The sequence below is a fragment of the Chitinophagales bacterium genome (assembly GCA_020636495.1).
Taxonomy (GTDB): domain Bacteria; phylum Bacteroidota; class Bacteroidia; order Chitinophagales; family Chitinophagaceae; genus UBA5543.
In genome coordinates, this window is the sequence record JACJXQ010000008.1 from 384,494 (window position 1) to 409,686 (window position 25,193).

Annotated in this window: 22 protein-coding genes; 6 read left to right on the top strand and 16 right to left on the bottom strand. The window is 43.3% G+C overall.

The window, feature by feature from the left end; genetic code table 11:
• A complete protein-coding gene (locus tag H6550_01735; GenBank protein ID MCB9044837.1) occupies positions 1–441 on the top strand; it encodes a GNAT family N-acetyltransferase in 441 nt (146 codons plus the stop codon).
• On the top strand, positions 438–1,601 hold the full coding sequence (locus tag H6550_01740; GenBank protein MCB9044838.1) for a hypothetical protein: 1,164 nt from the start codon (positions 438–440) through the stop codon (positions 1,599–1,601). The genes H6550_01735 and H6550_01740 overlap by 4 nt, the downstream gene beginning before the upstream one ends.
• Here the strand turns inward: H6550_01740 and polA are convergent.
• Positions 1,598–4,432, bottom strand: a complete 2,835-nt coding sequence (gene polA / locus H6550_01745; GenBank protein ID MCB9044839.1) for a DNA polymerase I — start codon at positions 4,430–4,432, stop codon at positions 1,598–1,600. The genes H6550_01740 and polA overlap by 4 nt on opposite strands.
• 131 nt (positions 4,433–4,563) lie before the next feature.
• On the opposite strand from polA, the gene H6550_01750 reads away from it, so the two are divergent.
• The 3 genes from H6550_01750 to H6550_01760 are packed head-to-tail and all read left to right on the top strand — an operon-like array spanning position 4,564 to position 6,766.
• Positions 4,564–5,046: a sigma-70 family RNA polymerase sigma factor gene (locus H6550_01750; GenBank protein ID MCB9044840.1), complete on the top strand. Its 483-nt coding sequence runs from the start codon at positions 4,564–4,566 to the stop codon at positions 5,044–5,046.
• Positions 5,047–5,058: 12 nt separating this feature from the next.
• On the top strand, positions 5,059–5,931 hold the full coding sequence (locus H6550_01755) for a hypothetical protein (protein MCB9044841.1): 873 nt from the start codon (positions 5,059–5,061) through the stop codon (positions 5,929–5,931).
• 19 nt (positions 5,932–5,950) lie between these two features.
• Positions 5,951–6,766 (top strand): outer membrane beta-barrel protein, encoded by an 816-nt coding sequence (locus tag H6550_01760; protein MCB9044842.1) that lies wholly within the window; start codon positions 5,951–5,953, stop codon positions 6,764–6,766.
• A 62-nt stretch (positions 6,767–6,828) separates the two neighbouring features.
• Here H6550_01760 and H6550_01765 read toward each other — a convergent pair whose 3' ends face one another.
• Complete coding sequence (locus H6550_01765) at positions 6,829–7,197, bottom strand: Hpt domain-containing protein (GenBank protein ID MCB9044843.1); 369 nt, start codon at positions 7,195–7,197, stop codon at positions 6,829–6,831.
• Between the two features lie 321 nt (positions 7,198–7,518).
• Here H6550_01765 and H6550_01770 point away from each other — a divergent pair, with 321 nt between their 5' ends.
• Entirely contained in the window at positions 7,519–9,450 is a 1,932-nt protein-coding gene (locus H6550_01770; protein MCB9044844.1) for a polysaccharide biosynthesis protein, read from the top strand.
• A 32-nt stretch (positions 9,451–9,482) separates the two neighbouring features.
• Here H6550_01770 and H6550_01775 read toward each other — a convergent pair whose 3' ends face one another.
• Genes H6550_01775 through H6550_01840 form a run of 14 tightly spaced genes read right to left on the bottom strand, consistent with a single transcriptional unit; the run spans position 9,483 to position 25,193 of the window.
• A complete protein-coding gene (locus H6550_01775; GenBank protein ID MCB9044845.1) occupies positions 9,483–10,073 on the bottom strand; it encodes a sugar transferase in 591 nt (196 codons plus the stop codon).
• A complete protein-coding gene (locus tag H6550_01780; GenBank protein MCB9044846.1) occupies positions 10,070–11,287 on the bottom strand; it encodes a DegT/DnrJ/EryC1/StrS family aminotransferase in 1,218 nt (405 codons plus the stop codon). The genes H6550_01775 and H6550_01780 overlap by 4 nt, the downstream gene beginning before the upstream one ends.
• Before the next feature lies 1 nt (position 11,288).
• Positions 11,289–12,305: a Gfo/Idh/MocA family oxidoreductase gene (locus tag H6550_01785; protein ID MCB9044847.1), complete on the bottom strand. Its 1,017-nt coding sequence runs from the start codon at positions 12,303–12,305 to the stop codon at positions 11,289–11,291.
• A gap of 32 nt (positions 12,306–12,337) precedes the next feature.
• A complete protein-coding gene (locus H6550_01790) occupies positions 12,338–13,054 on the bottom strand; it encodes a class I SAM-dependent methyltransferase (protein MCB9044848.1) in 717 nt (238 codons plus the stop codon).
• On the bottom strand, positions 13,032–14,135 hold the full coding sequence (gene wecB, locus H6550_01795; protein MCB9044849.1) for a UDP-N-acetylglucosamine 2-epimerase (non-hydrolyzing): 1,104 nt from the start codon (positions 14,133–14,135) through the stop codon (positions 13,032–13,034). Before wecB ends, H6550_01790 begins: the two co-directional genes overlap by 23 nt.
• Positions 14,132–15,295: a glycosyltransferase family 4 protein gene (locus tag H6550_01800; protein ID MCB9044850.1), complete on the bottom strand. Its 1,164-nt coding sequence runs from the start codon at positions 15,293–15,295 to the stop codon at positions 14,132–14,134. The genes wecB and H6550_01800 overlap by 4 nt, the downstream gene beginning before the upstream one ends.
• Before the next feature lie 47 nt (positions 15,296–15,342).
• Positions 15,343–16,620 (bottom strand): phenylacetate--CoA ligase family protein, encoded by a 1,278-nt coding sequence (locus H6550_01805; GenBank protein MCB9044851.1) that lies wholly within the window; start codon positions 16,618–16,620, stop codon positions 15,343–15,345.
• Between the two features lie 7 nt (positions 16,621–16,627).
• Positions 16,628–17,656, bottom strand: a complete 1,029-nt coding sequence (locus H6550_01810; GenBank protein MCB9044852.1) for a glycosyltransferase family 4 protein — start codon at positions 17,654–17,656, stop codon at positions 16,628–16,630.
• On the bottom strand, positions 17,649–19,007 hold the full coding sequence (locus H6550_01815) for a hypothetical protein (protein MCB9044853.1): 1,359 nt from the start codon (positions 19,005–19,007) through the stop codon (positions 17,649–17,651). The genes H6550_01810 and H6550_01815 overlap by 8 nt, the downstream gene beginning before the upstream one ends.
• On the bottom strand, positions 19,004–20,149 hold the full coding sequence (locus tag H6550_01820) for a glycosyltransferase family 4 protein (GenBank protein MCB9044854.1): 1,146 nt from the start codon (positions 20,147–20,149) through the stop codon (positions 19,004–19,006). The genes H6550_01815 and H6550_01820 overlap by 4 nt, the downstream gene beginning before the upstream one ends.
• Entirely contained in the window at positions 20,113–21,135 is a 1,023-nt protein-coding gene (locus H6550_01825; GenBank protein MCB9044855.1) for a glycosyltransferase family 4 protein, read from the bottom strand. Before H6550_01825 ends, H6550_01820 begins: the two co-directional genes overlap by 37 nt.
• Positions 21,135–22,730 (bottom strand): glycosyltransferase family 2 protein, encoded by a 1,596-nt coding sequence (locus H6550_01830; GenBank protein MCB9044856.1) that lies wholly within the window; start codon positions 22,728–22,730, stop codon positions 21,135–21,137. The genes H6550_01825 and H6550_01830 overlap by 1 nt, the downstream gene beginning before the upstream one ends.
• Complete coding sequence (locus H6550_01835; protein MCB9044857.1) at positions 22,723–23,937, bottom strand: glycosyltransferase family 4 protein; 1,215 nt, start codon at positions 23,935–23,937, stop codon at positions 22,723–22,725. Before H6550_01835 ends, H6550_01830 begins: the two co-directional genes overlap by 8 nt.
• A complete protein-coding gene (locus H6550_01840) occupies positions 23,934–25,193 on the bottom strand; it encodes a hypothetical protein (GenBank protein MCB9044858.1) in 1,260 nt (419 codons plus the stop codon). Before H6550_01840 ends, H6550_01835 begins: the two co-directional genes overlap by 4 nt.

The window sequence follows — 25,193 nt, forward strand, 5'->3', positions numbered from 1 at the left end:
ATGGCCCACCTTAATTTCAAAAAGATAACTCCGGCAGATAAAGAGTACGCTGATGTTTTTGAACTAAGGGAAGAGATATTGCGCAAGCCGATAGGCTTATCGCTGCATGATGAGGATCTGAGCGATGAGGTGAATGACCATATACTTATTGCAGAGGATAATGACGAAATAATAGCCTGCCTGATACTGAGCCCCAGGCCGGGAAACACAGTGCAACTGAGACAGATGGCCGTTGCCGTAAAACACCAGGGGAGAAGCATTGGCAAACAATTAGTAAACTATGCCGAACAATTTGCCCGGGAGCATGGTTATGAGCGTATCATGCTGCACGCCCGAATGGTAGCCAAAGGGTTTTATGAACGGCTGGGCTACCTGCAGACAGGCGATGAGTTTACAGAAGTAGGCATACCACATATCCAAATGGAAAAACGAACAGGTTGAAACACTGTCACAAAAAGAAGAGTACAATAACCATCAAACATTACACCAACAGCAGCGAGCTGCCTGTTGAGTGGAATGACTTTATCCCTGAGGGACATTTTCTGCAAAGCAAACAACTGGGTATTACCGAATCTGCCAACCTGCCGGACCTGTCATATTGCTACGTCCAGGTATTCAACAATAACGAGCCGGTGCTTGCAGCAGGGTTTCAACTTCTGAGTCTGAAGAGTAAGCATGTCAATCCCGCGATGATAGAGCTCGTGCAGCAAATGCTTTGGCGTGCGTTCACCATTATTGCTCATCCCAAATTGCTGGTGGGTGGCCACTTGTTTCGCCATGATGTGACATCTGTATATTGCGGAGCAGAGATACCTGTGTATGATACTTACCTGTATTACAAGCAGGCCATTGATCATGTAATGGATTTGAGCTGTGCGTCGGCAGTAGTAATAAAAGATATGCCTGAAAAACTGGCCAAGTATTTTCAGAACTACGAACCACAGTATATCATGCTGCGCAACGACATCTCGATGGAAATGAATATTCCGGCTGAGTGGAATGATATACATGATTATGAAAAAGCACTGAAGCATAAATACGCGCAACGTTTCAGAAAGATACAGCAACCGTTCGCATCCCTGGATATTAAGGAATTATCCTCAGCTGAAGTTGAAGAAAATAAACATGAGTTATTTGCGCTGTATCAACAAGTGACTGATCACCAACAGGTACGTATAGGTTTGCTGAGTTCTGATTTTTTGCCTGTGTTGAAAAGACATAATGAGGAACGCCTGAAAGTATGGACAGGTTATGAGCATGGCAACCTGCTAGGATTTTTCTCTGCCTGGGTACACAACGGGGCATTTGATATGTTCTATATTGGATTTGACTATGAGAAGAACAAAGAGTTGAACCTCTATTTCAACATACTGTACTTTGCCATAGAGCAAGCCATACTAATGAAGAAAAACAAACTGATACTGGGACGTACCGCACTGGACGCGAAAGCGCGTTTGGGGTGCACACCCAGGTACCTGTCCACATTTGTATATATCAAAAACCGTTTTGTTCGCCAACGTGTGATGCAGGCGCAAAAAAACATTGACGAAAGTGAAGGAGCCTGGGAATCGAGGCATCCTTTCAAGAACCAACAACCTTAGTGTGCTGCCAGCCAATTCTCTCCAACACCTGCCTCGGCCATTACCGGCACATCCCCAGGCAATGGCATAGCTGATTCCATACCTTCTACCACAAGTTTTTTCAGTTCATCTACTTCCTTCTCCGGCACATCAAATACCAATTCATCGTGTACCTGCAATATCATCTTAGACTGAAGTCCTGAAGTATCCAGCGCCTTTTTCACTTTTATCATGGCCAGCTTTATCATATCTGCTGCTGTACCTTGTATGGGGCTATTGATGGCGTTACGCTCAGCAAAACCACGCACTGTCTGGTTGGCAGAGTTAATATCTGCCAGGTAGCGCTTTCGACCCATAAGTGTTTGTACATAACCAGTCTCTCGGGCAAAGTTGATGGTATCATCCATGTATTGTTTGATACCCGGGTATTGTATGAAATAGTTGTCAATGATCTCCTTGGCTTCTGTACGGCCAATACCTAATGAACCCGCCAATCCGAATGCCGTTTGCCCGTAAATGATACCAAAGTTTACAGCCTTGGCAGCCCGGCGCATGTCTTTGGTCACATCATCTATCGACACACCATATACCTTTGCTGCAGTTGCCGTGTGTATATCTACATTGTCTTTAAACGCCTGTATCATAGCCTCATCTTTGCTGATGGCTGCCACGATGCGTAACTCTATCTGCGAATAGTCGGCCGATAACAACAACCAGCCCTTTTCTCTTGGTATGAATGCTTTTCTTATTTCACGGCCACGGTCTGTACGAATAGGAATGTTCTGCAGATTGGGATTGATACTGCTCAGCCTGCCGGTTACCGCCACCGATTGATTGAAATTTGTATGCACCCTACCGGTGCGTGGATTGATCATGGTGGGCAGTGCATCTACATAAGTACTCTTAAGTTTACTCAGCTCGCGGAATACAAGTATATCATCTACTATCTTATGTTTATCCCGCAGCTTTTGCAGGACATCTTCACCTGTTGCATACTGGCCTGTTTTGGTTTTTTTCGCCTTATCGTCCAGTTTCATTTTGTCAAAGAGGACCTCGCCCAGTTGTTTAGGTGATGCCAGGTTGAAAGCTATACCCGCCTGTTGATATACACTCTCTTCGGCAGCTTTAATATCCTTCTCCAGCTCTTTGGAGTATTGCTTCAGGAAGTCAGTATCTATCCCAACTCCTTCATACTCCATATCCAGCAGCACAGGCACCAGTGCGTTCTCTACATCTGTAAAAACGGTGCGTACTTCTTTTTCATCTAAAAGCGGGTCGAGCGCTTTTTTCAATTGCAATGTGATATCCGCATCTTCTGCTGCATATTCCTTTACCTCTTCTATCGGCGCGTCTTTCATACTGCCTTGTCCTTTGCCCTTCTTGCCTATCAGTGTTTCAATAGACACCGGCTCGTAACCAAGGTATTTCTCGCTCATCATGTCCATGTTGTGCTTGCCCTCAGGCTCTATTACGTAGTGCGCCAGCATGGTGTCGTATATCTTTCCTTTCAGCGCAAAACCATACCATTTAAGTATGGTCAGGTCGTACTTGATATTCTGTCCTATCCATAGCATATCCTCTTTATCAAATACAGGTTGAAAAATTTTCATAAAGGCAACAGCAGCCTCTCTATCGTGTGGCACCGATACATAATATGCATTACCTTTCTCCCAGCAGAAACTCATGCCCAATATATCCGCGAGGTTGGCGTCAATGCCTGTGGTCTCTGTATCAAATGCTACTTCCTTTTGTTGCAGGATATTTTGTACCAGCTCCTTTGCACCTGCCTCATCAGTCACCAGTTTATAGTTATGTTCTGTATTGGCAATAGTTTTTAATTCGAGAGTTGCCTCTGGCTCCGGCGCTTCTTCAGTTATGGTCTCTTTAGGTGCAGGGCGTTGTGCCTGTGGAATAGGATTGCCGAACAGGTCGAGCGGGGCATTGGCATTTACCTCAACAACCGCGGTTTGTACAGCATCTTCTCCCAATATGCGTTTTGCCAGTGTCCTGAATTCCAGTTCCGCAAATACTTCCTTTAGGGCTTCTGTATCAGGTGGGTCCAGGTGAAAATCTTCTTCGTGGAATTTGCATGGCGTTTCGGTAATGATAGTCGCCAACTTTTTAGACATGATGGCATTCTCCCTGCCGGCAGCTATCTTTTCACCCATCTTACCTTTTATCTTATCTGCATTGTCCAGTATATTCTCCAGTGTATCATATTCTGCCAGCAGTTTGGCAGCTGTCTTTTCACCAACACCTGCAATACCAGGAATATTATCTACCGCATCGCCCATAAGGCCCAGCATATCTATCACCTGGTCTACTCTCTTAATGTTCCACTTCTCGCACACTTCTTTAGGCCCCAGTATTTCCACACCATTACCCTGGTACCCGGGCTTGTATATAAATATGTTGTCACGGACCAGCTGGCCATAATCTTTATCGGGTGTTACCATATATACCTGGTAACCCATATCAGCAGCTTCGTATGCCAGTCCACCTATCACATCATCAGCTTCGAAGCCATCACATTCCATAACCGGTATGTTAAAACCTTTGATGATACGTTTAATATCCGGTATAGCTGCTACGAGGTCTTCTGGTGCCTCCTGGCGGTTTGCTTTGTAATCAGCAAAATCAGTATGTCTTTCAGTAGGTGCTGACGTATCAAATACTACTGCCAGGTGTGTAGGGTTCTCTTTTCTTATCAGTTCATACAGTGTATTGGTAAAGCCAAACTGGGCGTTGGTGTTTTTACCGGTGCTCGTAATACGAGGACTACGTATCAAAGCATAATATGCACGGAATATCAATGCGAAGGCATCCAGTAAAAAGAGTCTTTTATCTTCCATGGGGTAAATTTACAGTATGCAGGCGACAATTGGCAGCAAGTTACATCATCCGGCACCTTACATAAATCCTGTTGTAAAAAATATATCTATATACTGTAACTTTTCCTAATCAACCACGATTTAGTAATTGAATGGAGCTTAATGACTATAACACTTGCGTAAGGGAGTGGTCCGACGCGGTTTTTCGGTTTGCCTGCAAATGCACCGGCAACCAGGAGGACGCCAGGGATATAGTTCAGAACAGCTTCTCAATACTGTGGCAAAAAAGAGAAGATGTGGAGCCGGCAAAAGCCAAATCTTTTCTGTTCCAGGTGGCCTATAGGCAGTCGATCGACCTGTACCGCAAACAGAACAGGATAAGCTACAAAGAAGAGGTACAGGATGCTAGGGTGGTGACGACCACTAATACCGACCTGAAGAAAGTGTTAGACAGGGCCCTGTCTAAACTGGACGACCAGGCGAGGGCACTGGTGCTACTGAAGGATTATGAAGGGTATACCTATAATGAAATAGCGCAAATAACCGGGCTGTCCGACTCGCAGGTAAAAGTGTACCTGCACCGTGCACGGAAAACATTGAAGGACTACCTTGTAAGCGTTGAACATATAATATAAAAAACAGAAGCTATGGTGAACATGACGAACTACGAGGAGTATATGCTGCTGTATGCAGACGGGGAGCTGAACCATGAAGACGAGCAGGCATTACTCGCCTTTGTAGCACAGCACCCTGAACTGCAGGCTGAACTGAAAGCCTATGCTGCTACAAGGCTGCAACCGGACACTACGATAGTGTTTGAAGGCAAAGAAGACCTGATGAAAGATGAGCCCCGTAAGGGTGCCATTTGGCTAAATGGCTGGAAAACCTATGCAGCCGCCGCAAGCGTAATACTATTCATAGCATTGTTTGCCATAAACCATAGTGGTGAAAAGCAGACAACTGAGCAACCTGTGACTATACAGGAACTAACGCCACCTAAAACCACAGCAGATACACCACCAGAAAAAGCTATAGCACAACAGGAAACAACCGTTGAGGAGCATACACTACCTGCAAAGGAAGTCCATTCAACTAAACCTGTAGACGCTGTTGCCGTGGAAACAAAACAAAAAACACAAGCACAGGCACCTGTGGAAACTGAGCCGGTACAACAACAGCCCCGCGCCAAACCTGAAGAAAAAGTAGCTGTAGAACGAGTACAACCGGCAGTGGAGACAGAAAAAAAACAACCTGAAACTGTTATTGTAAAAACAGAAGCGCGAGGACAGGATGAGCATATTAAAGAAGAACCTGCGGAAGAGATCATAGCTGTATCTGAACCCAAGAAGAAAAACCGGTTTATCGCTTCGGTATTGGGTAGTAAACCCCAGATATTTAACGAAATCGAAACCGTAGTGAATGACAAAGTAGTAATAGCAAAAAACGTAAAAGATCAATTGAAAGACACGGATGTAACATTCAGAATCGGGAAAAAAGAACTGTTCACCGTAAGACTTTAAACTTTTAAAACAATATATCATGTATATAAAAAAAATAGGCCTGTTGTTTGCCTTAAGCCTGTTACTCAACAATGCAGCAAAGGCACAGGAAGAGGAGAAAACAGATGGTAAAGTGGGCAAGAGCATTTCCATCAGCCAGGATGGTATAAGCTTTGATAAGGGGAATCAGAAAGACAAACCATTCTACATCGACTTTTTTGTACTGGATATAGGCTTGAACTCTATACAGGATAAATCAAACTATACAAGCACTGCTGCACAAACACTGTTGCAAGTACCGGATGATTATCAGAATGAAAACCTCTTCAGTCTGCGCAGCGGTAAATCATGGAATGTAAATATCTGGCCGGTATTACCCTCTTGGCGATTAGTGAACGGTGACGGCCAGAAAATATTCATCGGGTCGGGTGTCGGATTACAGATGTACAACTTCCGGTTTAACAAACCGGTTACGTATGCCAATAATGTCAACCCCGTTGTTTTCCTGGATAGTACTCATACTTTTAAGAAGAATAAACTGGCAGTAACATACCTGAGCATACCACTAATGCTGACCTTTAAAACCAAAGCGGCTAAAAAAGCCTGGATAGTTTATGGATTTGGTATTACCGGGGGATATCGTATCACGTCTCACATGAAACAGATATCAAAGGAAGATGGCAAGCAAAAAGATCATGATAAGTTCAACCTTAATGATTTTAATAGTTGTGCCACCGCTGAAATAGGGTTGGATGGTTACTTCAGGCTATATGCCAGCTACCAGATAACTGCGCTGCATGATAATGGGTTGGACCAGCACCCGCTTAGCATAGGCCTAAGGATAGGAGGTATCTAACATACCTACTATTTTACATTATTAACTTTAACGCCACCTTTTGCATAGGTGGCGTTAGTATTTTATGCATCTGCTGGTTTATTCTTGTCGCGCACACCAACCAGCAAGGGATGTGCTTGCCTGTATGTGCTCATAAGGTCATCAAACAGGCTGTTGATCTCGCTTTCGCCCGTATTTGCCCGGCCCAACTCTTCAATCCTGGCCAGTTGGCCGTGCATATCTCTCACTTTGACAATACCGGCACTTGATTTGAGCGCATGTGCCTGTTTATAAATAGCATCCATATCACCTGTTTCCTTAATAAGTTTTTCCAGGTTGGCTAAACCTTCGCCCACTGTATCCAGGAAAATGGTCAGTAATTCAAATTTATATTTCGAATCTCCTCCGGACAACTCCTCCAGAAAATCAAAATCAACTAATTGCTCCTCCATATATTACAAATAATATCTACCAAATATGTATGTGTATTTAAACAAAAATAAGAAAGTTGGCATGGTATTTTCTGTTTATCAAGTAATTATTAATTATCAGCATTAAGCGGGAAAATTGCATCTTTTTATTGTTGATAATCAATCAATTACTTATTTTAATTAATTTATTTCCATTAAATAAGTTTCAATTTTATCAAATAGGATTACTATTTGTTACTTTTGCTATGGAATAAGGGTGAAACAAAAAGGATTTAAAGTGCATACGATGTTGGATATATGAATTTGTTACAACATTATATGTTTTGAGATTAAACAAAATATATGCAATATAAAATACGCATTTTGCCCCGCTGGTTTATTTTCCTGTTAGATCTTGCGTGCATCCAGCTTTGTATTTTCTTTTCTTTTATTCTACGTTTCAATTTTAACCTTGAGGAAGTTGCCAAGTATAATATCTCCTTTATACTGATTGCATCTTTGTTGCTGAATGGCATTTTGTTCTACTTGCTTAAGAGCTATGCGGGCATTATCAGGTATACCAATATTGAAGATACATTTCGGCTGCTGATAGTCAACTCAATAGCAGCAATATTCTATTTCTCTATCAACTTTGGTGTTAACTTTTTCGCCTCAGAAGTGAACCTTTTCCCCACTTCAGTTGTCGTTATCAACTTCTTCATTACCAACTTCGTACTGATTACCTACCGCTTGCTGGTGCGCTATACGTTTAACTACTACAAAGCCACACAGAACGAGACTGTAAAGATCAAAGCTGCTGTTTTTGATACCGGAGAATATGGACTGCAGACTAAAAAAGTGATCAATAATTTTCCCAGCAGTAACATACAGATAGTAGCTTTTATAGATGACGTGCTGAGCAAGAGCGGCAAGCTGATGGAGAACATCCCTATTTACAATACGGATGATGCCAGCTTCCAGAAGCTGAAAGAAGACGGAGTAGAGCTACTCATTATTGCCAATAAAAAGCTTTCGAAAGAGCAACTGGTGCATCTGGTAGATACCAGCCTGAAATATGGCATGAAGGTGCAGCAGGTGCCACCGATACGTGAATGGCTGAACGGACAGCTGGGCGCACAGCAATTAAAAGATATCAAGATCGAGGACCTGCTGGAACGTGAGGTGATCAAGATCCATAACGATAAGATACATTTTGAATTGAAGGGCAAGCGTATACTTGTAACAGGAGCAGCGGGCTCAATAGGAAGTGAGCTGGTACGCCAGTTGATAAAATACAAGCCTTCAATCATCATCTTGTGTGATAAAGCTGAAACTCCGATGCACGACCTGCACCTGGAGATTATGGAGAACTATAAACACGCCACGGTAAAAACTTACCTGGGAGATATCACAGACAGGGTGCGTATGGAACACCTGTTTGAAATATTCAACCCCGAAGTGGTATTCCATGCAGCAGCATATAAACATGTACCCCTGATGGAAGATAACCCATCTGTAGCTGTACTGAATAATGTGATGGGCACCAAGAACCTGGCTGAGCTTTCTGTTGCCAATGGTGTAGAGAAATTCGTGATGGTTTCGACAGACAAAGCTGTTAACCCGACCAACATCATGGGTGCTACCAAGCGCATAGCCGAGATATTTACCCAGAGCTACTATAAAGATCTGATAAAAGGTAATGAAACCGGTGAAAAAGTAAGTGTCACCAAGTTCGTCACCACCCGTTTCGGTAATGTACTTGGATCCAATGGTTCCGTTATTCCACGCTTCAAAAAGCAATTGGATAAAGGCGGACCGATAACAGTTACGCACCCTGAAATAACACGTTATTTCATGACCATACCTGAGGCATGCCAGCTGGTAATTGAAGCAGGTGTAATGGGACAGGGTAGCGAAATATTCGTATTTGATATGGGCAAGCCCGTGAAGATAGTTGACCTTGCCAGAAGGATCATTAAACTGGCGGGTAAAGAGCCGGATGTAGACATCAAGATAGAGTACACCGGACTGAGGCCGGGCGAAAAACTGTACGAAGAATTATTGAGCGACTCAGAAAATGTGATGCCTACGTATCACGACAAAATAATGATAGCCAAAGTAGCGGAATATGATTTTGAAGTGGTACGAGAGAAAGTAGAGAAGTTGTTGGCCAGTGCGAAACAGCACTATACGCTGGAAACAGTGGGACTGATAAAAGATCTTGTACCGGAATACACCAGCAACAATTCATCTTACCAAAACAGTGATCAGTTGGATAAGAAACTAAACCAATAGAAAGGTTCAGAAAAGATATACGATAGCCGCACTTAATGTGTGGCTATTTTTTTTATGGTTAATGCTATGATGCGGAAATAGTTGAACACATTGGGGGAAGTAATGAATACCTGGTTGAGTTTGATCTTTTCAGGCATAATATATTCAATATAATATTGCTCTGGCTGTGGCTGTGTTGCAAGTAGTTCATTCTCGTTAAAAAAACTGATAGAGGCCATATCAGTAATGCCGGGTTTTACATTCAGTATCAGCCTTTGCTCAGGCGTGTACAAATCCACATACTTCTTCACCTCCGGGCGTGGGCCAACAATGCTCATATCGCCGATCAATACATTAAAAAGCTGTGGAAGTTCATCTAACTTATAACGTCGTAGAAAGGAGCCGAATCCGGTAATGCGCGCATCGGTTGTGCCGTATGTAAGTAGGTCTGTTTTGTCAGAGCCTGCATTCATAGTCCTGAATTTGAATAGGAAAAACTCCTTGCCTCCCTTACCTACACGCTTTTGCTTGTAAAAAATATTGCCTGTCGTATCCATTTTGATACGCATAGAGATATACAACAGGAGCGGACTTAATACTACTATCCCGGTAAGGGAGAACAAAATATCCAGGAGCCTTTTCATGAAACCACCTCAATGTACGCTTTTTCCACCTGCTCTTCAACATAGGCACAATCCTCATCAGTAAGCTGTACATAGATAGGTAAAGATATCTCACAGGCATAATTCCTGTAGGTATTCGGGTAGTCTTCTACTTTGTAGCTACGTTCGCTAAACACGGTAAGTGTAGGCAGAGGCAGGAAATGTACATTCACACTCACACCTGAATCCATTATCTTTTGAATGATATCATCCCTTTGCTCCTCGGTAATGTCCTTTATGCGTAGCTGGTACAGGTAATGTGAAGACTTACGGGTTTCCTCATGCCCCGGAGGGATGATGGCCCAGTCTTTATCCTTAAAAAATGCAGTATAATGGTCATACACTCTACGGCGTTCGGGCAACATAAAGTCATTGTACTTACGCAGTTGTGTCAGCCCTATTGATGCGCAAACATCTGTCAGGTTGGCTTTGAGCCCGTCTGTCACTATATCATACCGCCAGCTGCCGATGCGTTTCTTGGCAAATGCATCCCTGTCCTGGCCATTCATAGATATCAGTTTCATCCACCTGTATACCTCCTCGTTGTTAAATGGTTCGGGCAAGCTCAGACAAATGATACCTCCCTCTGCAGTAGTGATATTCTTTACACTATGCATAGAGATGATGGAAATATCTGCAAACTGTACCGCAGGGCGATTATCATATATCGCGCCGATGGAGTGTGCAGCGTCTGCAATAACCGCAGGCCTTCCAAAGGCTTCCTGTATATCAGAACCCGGCTGGAAATTATTCCGCACATCGTCTGCTTCTACCAGTTCGTTTATAACTTCATAGTCGCAAGGCCAACCACCAATATCCACACACATAATAGCTTTGGTACGTGGTGTGATGGCCTGTTTTATCTTTTCCGGGTCAATGTTAAAATCGTCCTGTACATCTACCATAACAGGTGTTGCACCCGTGTGTAAAACGCTCAATGCGGTTGCTGCATAGGTATAAGCAGGTACGATGACCTCATCGCCGGGGCCAATGCCCAGCCATTTGAATACAATTGCTGCCCCTGACGACCATGAGTTAACACAAATTGTTTTTTCTAAGCCAAACAGCCGGGCAGACAGATCTTCCAGTTCACGCACTCTCGGGCCGGTGGTTAACCAACCGGATCTCAGAGTTTCAGTAACAGCCGCTACAATATCATCGTCTATATACGGCGGCGCAAAATCAATTTTCCGCATCTTAATCTTTTAGGGCGTATACGTGCTCTATTATTTCTACAACTTTTGTTCCTTCCATTGCATTAGTGGTAATACCAGAGCTACCTTTCAATACATCTACCACGTTCTGTATCACATAGTAATGGTTTGCTTTGGCTCCTGTATACCCGTTTACCTGCAAGTTGTGCGAAGATATGTTTTCCTTTAATTCATAGTCTTTTATATGGCAATATTCTATTTTATCCATATACTGACCACCTATCTTTACTGTTCCTTTCTCAGCCACAACCACGAGGGTACTTTCCATATTCCTGTCCCAAACAGAGGTAGAATAGCTCAGGGAGCCCATGCCGCCACCGTTGAACCTAAAACTGATATCCGCACTGTCCTCAAAATCTATCATTTCCTTATGATTGTTGTTGGCGAAACGCGCGGTAATATCCTGCACATCGCCGAACACCCAATATAATAAATCTACATAATGGCTGAACTGGGTAAATAGCGTGCCACCGTCCAGATATTTGGTACCGTGCCATGTCTTACCCGTGTAGTAGCGTTCATCCCTGTTCCAGTAACAATGCACATTTACCATGTATATATCACCCAGAATGCCTTGCGTCACTAATTCTTTCAACCACCGCATAGGGGCTGAATAACGGTTCTGCATTACACAGAATACCTGCCTGTCATGAGTAGCTGCACATTCCAGTATGCTGTTACAATCTGCTGTGGTCAATGCCATTGGTTTTTCTATAACCACATGGCAGCCTGCTTTGATACAGGCAAGTGCCTGTGCGGCATGCAGTGCGTTGGGTGTTGCTATATTCACCACATCGGCCTGGGTGTCCGAAGCAAGGAATGCCTCCAATGAGCTGAAAAAAGGCACCTGATAGTCCTTTTCCACCCTGTTCTGCAAAGCAGGTGCTGCATCAATAACAGCAACGAGCTCACAACCATCATTGGCCATAATCATATCAGCATGGCGAGTACCGATGTGCCCGCAGCCAAGAACAGCGAAACGGATCTTTGCGCTACTCATCAACTAATTCTATCATTTATTCGTACTACCATCTATTTCCGGGCTATCGTAAAAGCTACATATTTTGTCGCAGGGGATAATATATCCAGCAGGTACCTGTTTAAAAAATACGCTGTTGTGTTATACACCCTACGAGAAAAAAAGGTTGGTAAAATACCAAATGTTTTGGTTTGTACAAGGCTGAAGGCGTTGAATAATTCTTTGAGTTCGCTGTAAGAAATGTAACGCCAGCCTGAAGCGCGCTTACCCACGCCACGAACCGACCGTGTAAGCCATCCTCCCATCATATTCTCTGCCGAGAGGAAATAACCGCCCGGCTTCAGCATATTCAGGATATTATTAACTGCCTGTCGTTGAACCTCAAAACTTCTTGAGCCTGCATTATCCCGCTGTGCCTTCACTCCACCTATTACAGATTTTGCTATGATGATATCGTATTGCTCATCAGGCCACTTGTCGTTTACTATGTCAAGTTTCCTGTACTCAATTTTATTGGAGACATTATACCGGGCATGTAGTTGGCCTGCTGTTGATGTTATATCATCAATATCGGTGCAGGTAACATGATACCCCATCAATGCCAACCATAGCGATAACCCACCATTGCGCTCGCCTATGGCCAATACTTTGCTATCACGGGGAAGTTGTTCCAGTACAGGTTGCCAATAAGCCATTAGTTGAGACCAGTTAAGTATGTCCCATTCTATTATATCCTGTACGGGGAGATTATTCGTTGATGAATCTTTCAATACTGAGCAGTGTTTTTACAATACGCTCTGCTGTCTTTCCATCCCACAGGTCGGGGATAGCACCTTCTTTCCAGTTGCCTGAAAAAATGCGTGCCAATGCACTTTCCAGTTTATCCGGGTCGTTACCTACCAGCTCGTTGGTACCGATGCTTACCGTTTCGGGACGTTCGGTATTCTCGCGTAGTGTTACACAGGGCACACCCATAACGGTGGTCTCCTCCTGTATACCACCCGAATCTGTTATTACTGCTTTGCAACGGCTGACCAGGTAGATAAAGGATAAATAGCCCTGCGGCTCGATAACTATCAGGTTTTCATGAGAGAAACCTGTTTCGTCGAGTGTCTTTTTCGTGCGTGGATGTACGGGAAAAATAATATTATGTCCTTTGCTGTTTTGCACAATGCGGTCAAGTAAAGACTTTAATTGTTCCGGGTCGTCAGCATTATGCGGCCTGTGTAGTGTGAGAATGATACATTTATCAAGATGGAGCGACAGCTCTTGTACAATAGATGGCTCTGTAAGCCTGTTCCTGTTAGCATACAGGCTGTCTATCATTATATTACCCACATAATAAACACTACCAGCCTGCACACCACTGCGCATCAGGTTTTCGTTGGCCGTTTCTGTAGGCGTGAAATAATAATCACAGATGCTATCCGTCACCAGCCTGTTTATCTCCTCTGGCATGGTCATATCGAAAGAACGGATACCTGCTTCAATATGCGCCACCTTTATATTCAGTTTTTTAGCAACGATGCTGCATGCCAGTGTAGAATTCACATCGCCTACCACTACCACTACATCACAAGTATTATTCAGCAACTCCTGCTCAAACCCTATCATGATATTGGCCGTTTGCACCGCCTGCGAACCTGAGCCGGCTTCCAGGTTTACATGTGGTAGAGGTATACCGAGTTCATCAAAAAAGACACGGCTTAACCTATCATCATAATGTTGCCCCGTATGCACCAGCCTGTAACTGATGTTCACCCCGAGTTCGCGCACTCTTTCCAGTTCACTTATCAGCGGTGCTATTTTCAGAAAGTTGGGCCTGGCCCCTGCAACTATGGTTAACTTCATTTGTTGGTCCTGAGTAGAAATTGATTCAGGTGCTCTATCTGTATCTCACGATTGAATACATTACGGGCAGCCTTTACACAATTAGCTTTTATCTTTTGTATCTCCGCATCATCTGTTTCTGCCACCTCTTTTATTTTTACGGATATCTGTTTATAATCTGACGGCTGACAAGTCCAGCCTGCACCATATTCATTGATTATCTGTTCACCTTCTCCACCGCCTGAAAATATGATCGGTAGTCCCGCAGCCATTGCCTCATATATCTTAGAGGGTATAGCACCATAGATAGGTGTTACCAGCGGTATTATAGTTACATCATACTTCATCAGTGTTTCAGGTATCATATCCCTGTGTACTGATGGGTATATATATATACCGCGGTTGGGTTGCTTTTTCACCAGTTCTGTAATCTCTGTTTTTTCTGACCCATCGCCATATATATGCAACTCTGCACCTAAAGCTCCGAAGTCTATCTGCCTGCAAAGTTCAGCCACCCCCTGCGCTATACCCAAAAGGCCGGCATACACTATGCGTAGTTTGCCTCTGCTTTCCTGTGGTACTACTTTATCTCTAATTTTTTCAAAGCGGTTAAAATCCACTCCATTACGAAACAGAAGTGTCCTTTTACTATCTGTTTTTTCCAGTCGTTCTGTTATCTCAGCAGACTGCCCCATACATGCATATGAGCGGCGATACAGGTAACGCTCCAGTTTCTCCAATCTCTTATAAATATAACCTTCAGAAATAGCGCCTAACCTGAGCGCGGACAAAGGCCATATGTCTGATACGTTCATGATATGTTTGGCTCCTGAAAGGCGGGCCAAAGCAAGTCCTGTCAACCCCAGGGTAAGTGGCGGTGACTCGGTAATAATATATACCGGCCTGAACCTTCTTATTTTGAACAACGCAAACATTGATGTGCAACCAAAGGACAACATGCTGATGATACGGGGTACAGACCTTTTGGAATGAGAAGCATAAAGCGTATATCTGCGCACATTGATACCATCCATATCATCCTGCATAGAGAAACGCCCGCGGTACCTATCGAACACCCTGCCGGTAGGGTAATTGGGCATAGCTGTAATGACACGTATATCCCAACCGCGTTTCTGAAGTCCTAAAACGGTTTCGTAGAGCCTGGATTGAGGAGCACCCATTTCGGGCGGAAAGTATTTTGTCAGTAGTACGAGCTTCTTCTCCAATATCAGTTCAATTCCGAATAAAAATGTTTCAACTTTCCGGATAAGGGTCGGTCTATTTTTGAAACACGGTTTATTATAATGTTTAAATCCGGCTCAAGATATAAGGTTATCTTCTCTTTTACTAAATCGACCTCGTTTTTTGCAAGATCCCTGTCTGCAACTATGTCAAAGACGAACTCGTTTAGCTTAGTCTGGCGAATGATGAACTCCTTCAACACACCACTTGCTTCCAGCACACTGCGGGATATATAATAGAATGTAAGACCCGCCGCTTTTTTGCCGGAGGGCAGGACGATGGTATCATTCAGCCTACCCGACAGCTGCTCCAGGCTTCTGTATATGCCCGCCCTTTCATTGCTGATGATACCTACATCACTTGTTTCATAACGTATCATCGGCATGGCCATATTATACAACGAGGTTGATATGATACGGTTGTCCTCCAATGTTTCTGTAAGCAAAGTTTCTTCCGTCAGTCTCCATTTCCCATCGGGAGCATCAAAGGCTGTAATACAGGTTTCAGAAATACCATACTCGCGAATATTCGGCACACCAAATGCCTGTTCAAGTATTGTATGGTCTTCAGGCGTGCAGGTCTCTGACGTGCTGATACATATTTTGAGTGTAGGTGTAATTTCTTTCAGGGTCAATCCTTTACTCAGCAAATGACGAGCGAACGTAACCAGTGAATTGGTATAGCCATAAATATAGTCGAAGGCGTTATGTTGAAAACGTTTTATGAATCCGTCCAGTGCCTTATCTGACAAATCGAACACACTGAAACGCTGACGGTTCATGAACCCATCCTTGAATACTTCTTTTTTATTGGCCAGCAGTTCTTTGGGTATACCATAAAAGCGTGCCTGTTTTGATGACAGATCAATACCATACCAGCTATACCTATCGGCAATTACCGCCCATGTCATGGCATGGGCCATTTTATCTTTCGCATAAAAGAACGGGGTGCCTGAAGAACCCGATGTACTGCCCGTATGACAATCAGATAGTTTTATACCACTTGATAGCATTTGCTGCAAAGGCAGCTGCAGGTCTTTTTTTGTGACTACTGGCAAGTCTTCCCACCTATCAGGGAATATGTTTCCGACCAGTTGTTTGTATAAAGCGTTATTGTCAAAATGTAACTTAGCTATCTGCCATGCCTTTTCTGTCTGCCAATGAATGAACTCATCTTTACTCATTGATTGCAAACGTATAAGGTCAGCTTTCGCTTTGCCTATCGGGTAGCCCTTTAGTTGTAATATTTTTTCAAAAAGACTCAATTGTCTATTATACAGAAGCGAAAAGTTGCTCCCACTTATTCTTTAAAATATCCCAGTCAAATTGTACAGCGTACTTTCTGCCATTCATGCTCAACCTGTTTGCTATTTTGGCATCGTGCATAAGCAGGGTCATTGCATTGCAAAGTGCTTCGGGATTATCCCGGGGTATCAGCATTCCTGTTGCTGTATGCGTCAGCATATATGGTATACCCCCGACATTGGTTGATATAATGGGCAAGCCAAGTGCCATAGCTTCTATTATACTTACAGGTTGGTTATCAAAGTTGCTGGTATTGATAAACATATTACAGTCCTGCGCCAGTTGTATCCATTCCTCTTTAGACAGTTTCCCAGTGAACTGAACCTTGCCTTCTAATTTGTAATCTTTGACCAACTGTTTACACAGGATCATACTGCCATCCACGTCCGGGCCAACCATGGTTAGCTTTGCATTCGGGAATTCTTTTACAAACATTTCAAAAGCAAGGATAGCCATTTCAGGATTGTATGTTGTATGAAACGCTCTCACCCAAAGAATGTACGGTTGTATCCGGCTTCTTTCTTTATAAGGATATTTTTCAAACGTAATTGCGTTACCGATCGTAACACCTTTATATCCTGCATTTACTAAGTGATCCTGCAGGTAAGCAGAAACAGTAACATTGGTGAATGCTCGTCCAAAAAGCTGCCTGCATTTTCTCGGAGAGTTCTTGAAACGCTCAGGTAAATTGCCACCATGCAGTATGGGGATATACTTTACACCTAACATCTTACACAACCTGCCACAAGCCCATGCGAAATTAAACGCCGCTGTACTATATGTATCTATCAACACTACATCAACCTTGCCGCGATACTTCCATATAGCCGATAACATATCCAGCATACGTGAGCGTTGTTTAAGCTTCGAGGAACTATAATAAAGTGTATGGCCTTCTTCCTCTAATAGTTTGCCGAGCGTATCAATACTTGTAGGTGTTCTGCCATGTACAGCCAATTTATTACCAATGTATAATATGCTCAGCTTATTACTCACACCGTTTTTTTGTAGTGACATAAACAGGTACGGCAGCGAGCACATAGCAAACTATAGTTGTATTGGTACGCATGGCCGAGTGAGAAGCAGAAAGTATCGCAAGGCAAAACAAGGCCGCACTTACTCCCATCCACAAACGGTATTTCTGTTTGCTTATCCAGTATACAGGGAATAGCAACAGTACCAACGACGCCAGCAGCCCCCCGATACCATGCTCACTTATAAGCCTTGTAAATTCGGTATGTGCCGCTGAATCAGGAGGGCCACCATAGTTGCCTCTCAGATCTTTAGCACCACCGGGACCCACACCAAACAGAAAGTTACTTTTAAAGATATACCAGTCGGCAGCTATAAGGCTGGTACGGCCTGATGTTACTTTGTTCCACGTCTTTTCCAGTTCACCGCTTTTGGTAGCTATGGTCTCGCCACGATACCTGTCCGACAACATATGCCCGGTCATCTCATCCACCTTATTGAACACCAGCACACCTGATATGCTGAACAATATCATGATGACGGAATAGCGAATGAATGTTCTGCGGTTGACCATCATAGCAAAACCAATAGCGGCAAATACAGATGCCACGGCTGCAAAGACCCCGCCACGGGAGAACGTGAGAAAACTGCGAAAGAACAGGAAGCCTATTAATATATAGCAAAGCCACTTTGCCATGATGGGTCGCTTGAGCAACAGTAGCAGCATAGTGTAAACAATACCTAAACCCAGTATCGTAGACACCTGGTTGGTGCCACCACCTGATGCTTTGAAATTGGCACGCAGGTTGAAATGTACACTGCTGATAGCAGGGGTTTTCAATGCCAGGTATGCCGCCACTAAAACGATCGGCATCAGCCCGAACTGTAGCGTACTGGCAAAACGTTCTATATCCCACCGCTCCCTTGACACCAATATCAGCAACACTGCTAGCTCCAGCGTAGGGAGAATATTAAACACCCATTGCTCCCTGTCAAAACTTGCCAGATTGACAAACAAACTCGGCAACAGGAAAACACATATCAATACACCCGCGTGGTATAATGGTTTTTCAGAGCGCTCCCTTACATGGTACAATATGATGGTGCCTATGGCAAATAATATATAATACTTACCAACCTCATCCACCATCACAGACCCCTTCACCATTCTCGACCATACCTCAAGTATGGGTGATGCCGCTATACAATACCATATCCATTCCTGCCTGTTGGAAACAGAGGCGAATATCGTAACAAGGAACACCAGCGACCATATTATCGTGACCATATATGGCACATAACAGCCCGCAACACCAACTGCTACTAAAAGCCCTACCTGTAATAAGGTCAGTTTATTTGTGTTGTAGTTGCTCACTGCTCTATGTTGTACACTTTGGCCATTCTCTGTTTGAACCGCTCGTAAGTAAACAGTTTGCTCATCGTTATCGCGTTCAGGCTTATCTCCTTCAGTTGCTTATTCACGGCTATGTTGTTCAGCACATCTAATATATATCCAGACGAAGTATTGTTCATCAGGAAACCGTTCCTGCCATCCGTTATCTGCTTGGTTATAGCCGATAGTTTGGTTGTAACTGGTATACACCCGAATGCCGCTGCTTCTGCCACAACTTTCGGGAAGCTTTCTGAAATGCTGGGTAGTATCATAAAATGTGCGGATGCATAGAGTTTATTCAGCTCTTCCCTGCTTATGTCTCCCGTTATCACTACATTAATGTGCTGCACATTTTCAGCAAGAGCTTTCACTTCATCCATCAGCATACCACCACCTACTATATGTATACTTTCGTACCTGTCACTGAGCTTACTACTCTGCAATGCCTGCATCAGCGGAATGATACCCTTTGAAGGCATGAGGTTGCCTACGAACAGCAATCTCAGCTTGCCAGAGAAATCTTTTTCTGCACCTGTCGCGTTCATGCCTCTTAACTCATCTTCATACATACAGGGATTTTCCAGGTCATATACATTCTCACTATCCGTATCGTTCTTACCACTTACGGTAATGCGTATGTTCGGCTTTCTGACTTTCTTCAGCAGGTTTCGCTGCAGGCGATATGTAAACGGGATATTATCATCCGTCCACTCACCTGCATACTTATGTGCGTATATTCTTTTATTATCCAGCAAGGATATAAGTATCATTAATAGCGCAGGATGTGACGGCCCACGTGTATGTACATGTGTGGCGTACTTCAGGTGTTTTAATATTTGATACAGGAACACAGGATATGCAGACAATACATACAGTATATTAATGAACCCACTGTGGCTGACACATGGCATAACCACCGGATGAACCTTAGCACTGCTGACGGGTTTCAGTGATGGCTTCATTTTTAATGTCCTCGCGCCAAGCCATATGATCTTATCGAACATTTCCTCTACCACTTTCATCTCCCGCAGCACGGGATCGAAAGCCAGTAGCTTGTTACCGTCATACATCATGGCGGTATCAGAAACTACGAGGAGTATATTTTTCTGTAAATGTCCAGGCACTTGTTGGTATAATCTTCAGGGTTAAATTTCTTTTTATAAAGGGTCTTCATTTTATCAGGCAAACTATGGTCCAATAAAATATCTTCTATTCGTTTGCCCCAATCCTCATATTCAAAGTTGTTCATAAACAACTGCGGCAATTCTTCTGCAATGGCTTCTGCAGCACTGCCAGTCTTATATGCAATAAAGGGCAGTCCTGCCGCAAGATATTCTATCAGTACAAGCGGTCCCGTTTCAGCAGGGGAACAATGTATGGCCATTTTGTATTGCCCGTACATGGGCGTCATATCTGATACATCGTGTATCATTCGGATAGTATCATTATCTATATCCTGCAACAGCCTCTTGTAATAATCACGCTCTATGATATTCCCGTAAATGTCCAGCGTGAAGTTTATTCGCTTTGCCAATGCAACAGCAAACTCAATATTCTTTACCGCACGTATATTGGCAACCACCATAAGGTCTTTAGGGTTGTCGGTTTTGTTTTCATCACCGGTTACAGGCATTACTGTATTCTCCAGCAGGAAAATATGTTCTTTATGTACTCCTATGGTCGATACGGCCCACGCTATTTGTTCTTTGTTTACACCTATGTAGTAAGCAGGTTTGAACATTCCTGCATAGCGTTTAGGTATATCTTTTATTATAGCTGCATGGTCGTGCACAACCAATTTGTATTTCCCTCCAAACAGCCACTGCGCCAACCTGATATATGCATACACGTGACGCAAATGCGTGTGTACAATATCATAGCCGCTACATATTTTGTGCGCTTTGTATAATGTCAGCAGGTTGTACTTACCTCTGCGGTTCAACACATGCAGTTGTAAACGTTTTTCCAGTTCTTTATCTAACGCGCTACCGGCAGTAAACAACAACGCACCCGTTTCAATACCCCTGGCTGTTAACAACTTTGTGATGCTGACAAAAAGCTTTTCTGCCCCACCTGTTTCCAGCCTGTCTATTACATGCAGTACTTTCATTAGCGAACCTCTATACCACGTTTTTTAAATTCGTCCATCGTGGTTTGATAATTGGCTTTGTAAGCCCTCCTCATTGAAGGCATTTTATACAACAACACAAACAACCGGGCTATTTTTTTAAGAATATTTCCGTTGATGATGACCTGGTTCATGTATTTTATCTTCACATGGTTGAGGAACTGGCGGTGTGTATAGTACTTGTTATAAATGAATATCTCGCTGGTAGAGGGATTCAATACTTTAGTAACCGTATTCTTCGTCATGAAGTTTGTAATGACCCTTGCATTGTGCGCACGTAATCCACCGGAAGGTGCTCGATGGTGACCTATTTCTGCCGAGGGGTCGAATATCATCAGTGCGCCATTCAGATGACAGCGCATCGCCAGGTCGTGGTCAGCCTTTACATTCCTGTTAAAGAACATGTCCATGCCTCCCACTTTTTCTACTACCGACTTTTTTATCAGTGTAATAGGGAAAGTGTCTGACAGATAGTAGTGATAATTAACAGCCCCGTACACAATACCTTTCTCCCTCACATTAGAAGCCACCATATCCGCATCGAAACGATACATGGTCTGCAACATCTTTTCTATAAGGTCAGGTTTTATATTATAGGCATCATCCCCGAAAAAGAAAATATATTCTCCCGTCGATTCTTCTATAAGTTTATTCCACGCCAGGCATTGTCCTTTTTCATCCTGTGGAAAATACCTGACCGTGATATTCTTATATTTAGTAAGATCTATTTGTTGCCTGTGTTCTTTATCTGTCTGGTCTGTTATCAATACCTCGTGTGGCAGAATGGTTTGCAGGTTCAGTTCTCTCAGCTCTTCTTCCAGGTAAGGATACCTGTCCAGTGTTGGTGCCAACACCGATACAGTGGTGGGCTGGACTGCCTTTTCCGTTTTTGCAGAAGGATACAGGCAGGGCTTAGGGTTTATATACTTCACATCCCTTACAGATGACCATGCGGCAAGATTAGCCCCGAAACCGGGTTTATTAAACAAGGTCCAGAACAACCATTTTTTAGTAAAGAAGTGTTTGGCGAAAACCCATTCATCTTTTAATGGTGCTTCAACATTGGCTTGGTGTGCTTTTTCTAATAAACCAGAATGATACCTTATTATTCCTCCCTGTTTCAGGATGCGATAGCCCAATGCCACCCCACTCATTGCTAACGACACATACTCATCAGAGAAAGAACCTGTTTGTTTCAAAACAGATGTCCTTATCATGCAAGCCTTCAGGCTGAGCCTGAAGTTGGTATGTGTAACATTTTCATCACCATCTATATTGTACATCCATGTGGGATGAACATAGTTGAGCACATCCGGCAAGCCCCTTGTTCCACACCTGAGGCCGGCATGAAAAACATCAACAGGTTTTTGCGCCAGCTCCTGAATCAATTCCTTTTTCGGTTCACCCAATGAATAATCCCAAAACAAGAGCCATTCCGCATCGGTTGAAGCCACAACTTCATCTACCTGCTTTTTTAATACTGCAAGGCCATCAGACGCATGTAATACATTACCTGCTTCCCATAGAGCAGAACAGCCATCCTTAGAAAAACATACCAGGTCAATTCCCTTATTCATTTAAAGACTTATAGAACTGTTCAAAATTTTTTACCTGGTCTTCTATCCTGAAGTGAGTCTTCACTCTTTCTATTCCGGCCTTACCAATATTATTAAGTTGTTCCCTGTTATGATAGCACCATTCCAGCTTCACTGCCATTGCAGCCACATCGTACACAGGCACTACAAAGCCCGTAACACCATCAGCTACATTTTCAGACAAGCCGTCGGCGCCTGTGGTTATTACAGGCAAGCCCATAGCCTGTGCCTCCAGAACAGCATTACTGAACCCCTCTGACACAGCAGGATGTAAGAACACATCAGCGGCATCTAATTCTTCTTTTATCTCATCTGGGGTTTTACTACCCAATAACTTCACCTCTTGTTCCAATCCAAGTTCAGAGATAGCAAACCTGACAGGCTGGCTATCTCTGCCATCAGCTATTATCCTGTACTCAAAAGGAATCTTTTTTTGTTTCAGGCTGGCTACCGCCTGCAGGCCGTACTCGTAACCTTTCTTCCACGCCATCCGCCCTACACTAATGATGACCAGTTTATCATTAGGTTTCTTTTCGCTTATAGGTTTGAAAAACAAAGTATCTATGGCTGGCGGTATCAGGGCTTCTGTTTTACCTTCGGGATAACCACGCTTTATCGCGCGGTTCTTCAGGTCGTTACTCAGGAAGTGGAATCCATCAAAGTTCTTCCAGACCTTATTGTAATAATCTGTATCTTCCAGCCCTACATAGTTCAGGTCGTAACCTCTAAAGCTGACACTTGTTTTGCACTTAACAAATTGTTTTATATCGCTGAAACGATGTGCCAGTGTGCCATACTCAAAATGTACAATATCCGGTTTGAGTGTTGCTATCGGGAAATACAGTGTGAACTTTGTAAACAATTTTTTCGGGTCCCAGCCATACACGTTTATTAGTTTATTGGCAAGTGGCATACTAATATGCGGTGCGGTAATGAACCGGAAAAAATTGATGAATAATAATTTGAATACCGTAAAGGCATTAAGCGTATCGTAAAACAACGAGATGTTTTTACCTCTTACCTTGTCACTGTATTTATCATAGAACGCTTGCTTGTTAGCAACTGTATCCCAACACATCACATGGAGGTCGAACACATGCGACAATCCGAACACTTTATATTTCAGAAAGTCTGTATCCGGCAGGGGAACAGAATTTGTAACTAATATTATTCTCGGCGTTTTACTCATAGCTGAGCAACAGCTGCTTTTATTTTATCGTTTAGGTTGTTTTTAAATTCGCCAACAATAGCAAACCTGTGTTGGAACCAATGTACCTCATAACCACCTTCTTTAACATGTTTATCTGTAGGCAGGTATATATGCGTACCCGCCAGGCAGCCCACATTAATTGAGGGTTGTCCTTTCAATGCCTCTTTTACGATGTCTTTATACTCTACCAATACCTCAGCCGAAACACCGATGAATTGCAATTCATCAGCCAGCTTTAACTTATAAAAATGTACCGGGAATGTATGATCGCCTATTATTTCGTTAAGTGGTATCTCATTCTTTGATGTTGTAATAGTCGTTCCACTTATTTCATCAGCGTGATGCAACGCTTCTTTGACTTCTTTCCACAGCATTTCCGCCCAGTCCATATAAGCATCCGTATTCGGGAAGCGTGTGTGTTCAGGTCCTAACTGGAAAAAGTAACGTATCTTATCCTTCAACCTTGTATGCGTTACCGGTGTAACATCCGGCTTCAGGTTGCCTGCAAAACCCAATAAGAACACAACAGGCATTTTCGGGTGTTTATAATGTGCTCTCATCTCATCCCGAATGACACCTATGAACTCTGAAGTGACCTGGCTTCGGTGCACGAATCCAACAGGGTGGCAGGCATAATTCCACAACACCATTTTTGTTTTGCCATCCTCACCTACCAGTTTTATGGTGTGTATATTTTTGTCTTTCGGTCCGTTAAAGTCAGGGTACATTAGTACCTTCCTGTACAAACCGAACTTACCTTTGGGCTTGGGTCGCAATAATTTTTTCCTGCGGTTCACATTCAATACGGACTGCGAATTGCCGTAATGAATACTGACCTTAGTAAATGATGCTTTTAACACCTGCTCTGTCAGTAACAATAATTTATCGGCTACATAATTGTAATACGCATCATCAAAATGCCCCAGTCCCGGTTTCTCTTTGTCCAGCGATGGTGCGAAATGCGTATGGGTAGCAGCCATCCAGATGTCCTTTTCTGTCAGCCCATATGCACCGCCAAACTTATCCAATACCAGCTTTGTAAAATCTTCAGGTGTAAACAATGTATCAACTGAATATATCAATACCAGTTTACTATCCTGCTTCAGTGCAGAAAGGTTGATCTCCAGGCTGTCGTGTATACGGCTATACAGACCATGACGTTCTGCAAAGCCGAATAAGGCAACCGGTTTTTCCGGAGTTATGTCTATGCTGCCAGCTGATACATACAATTCCAT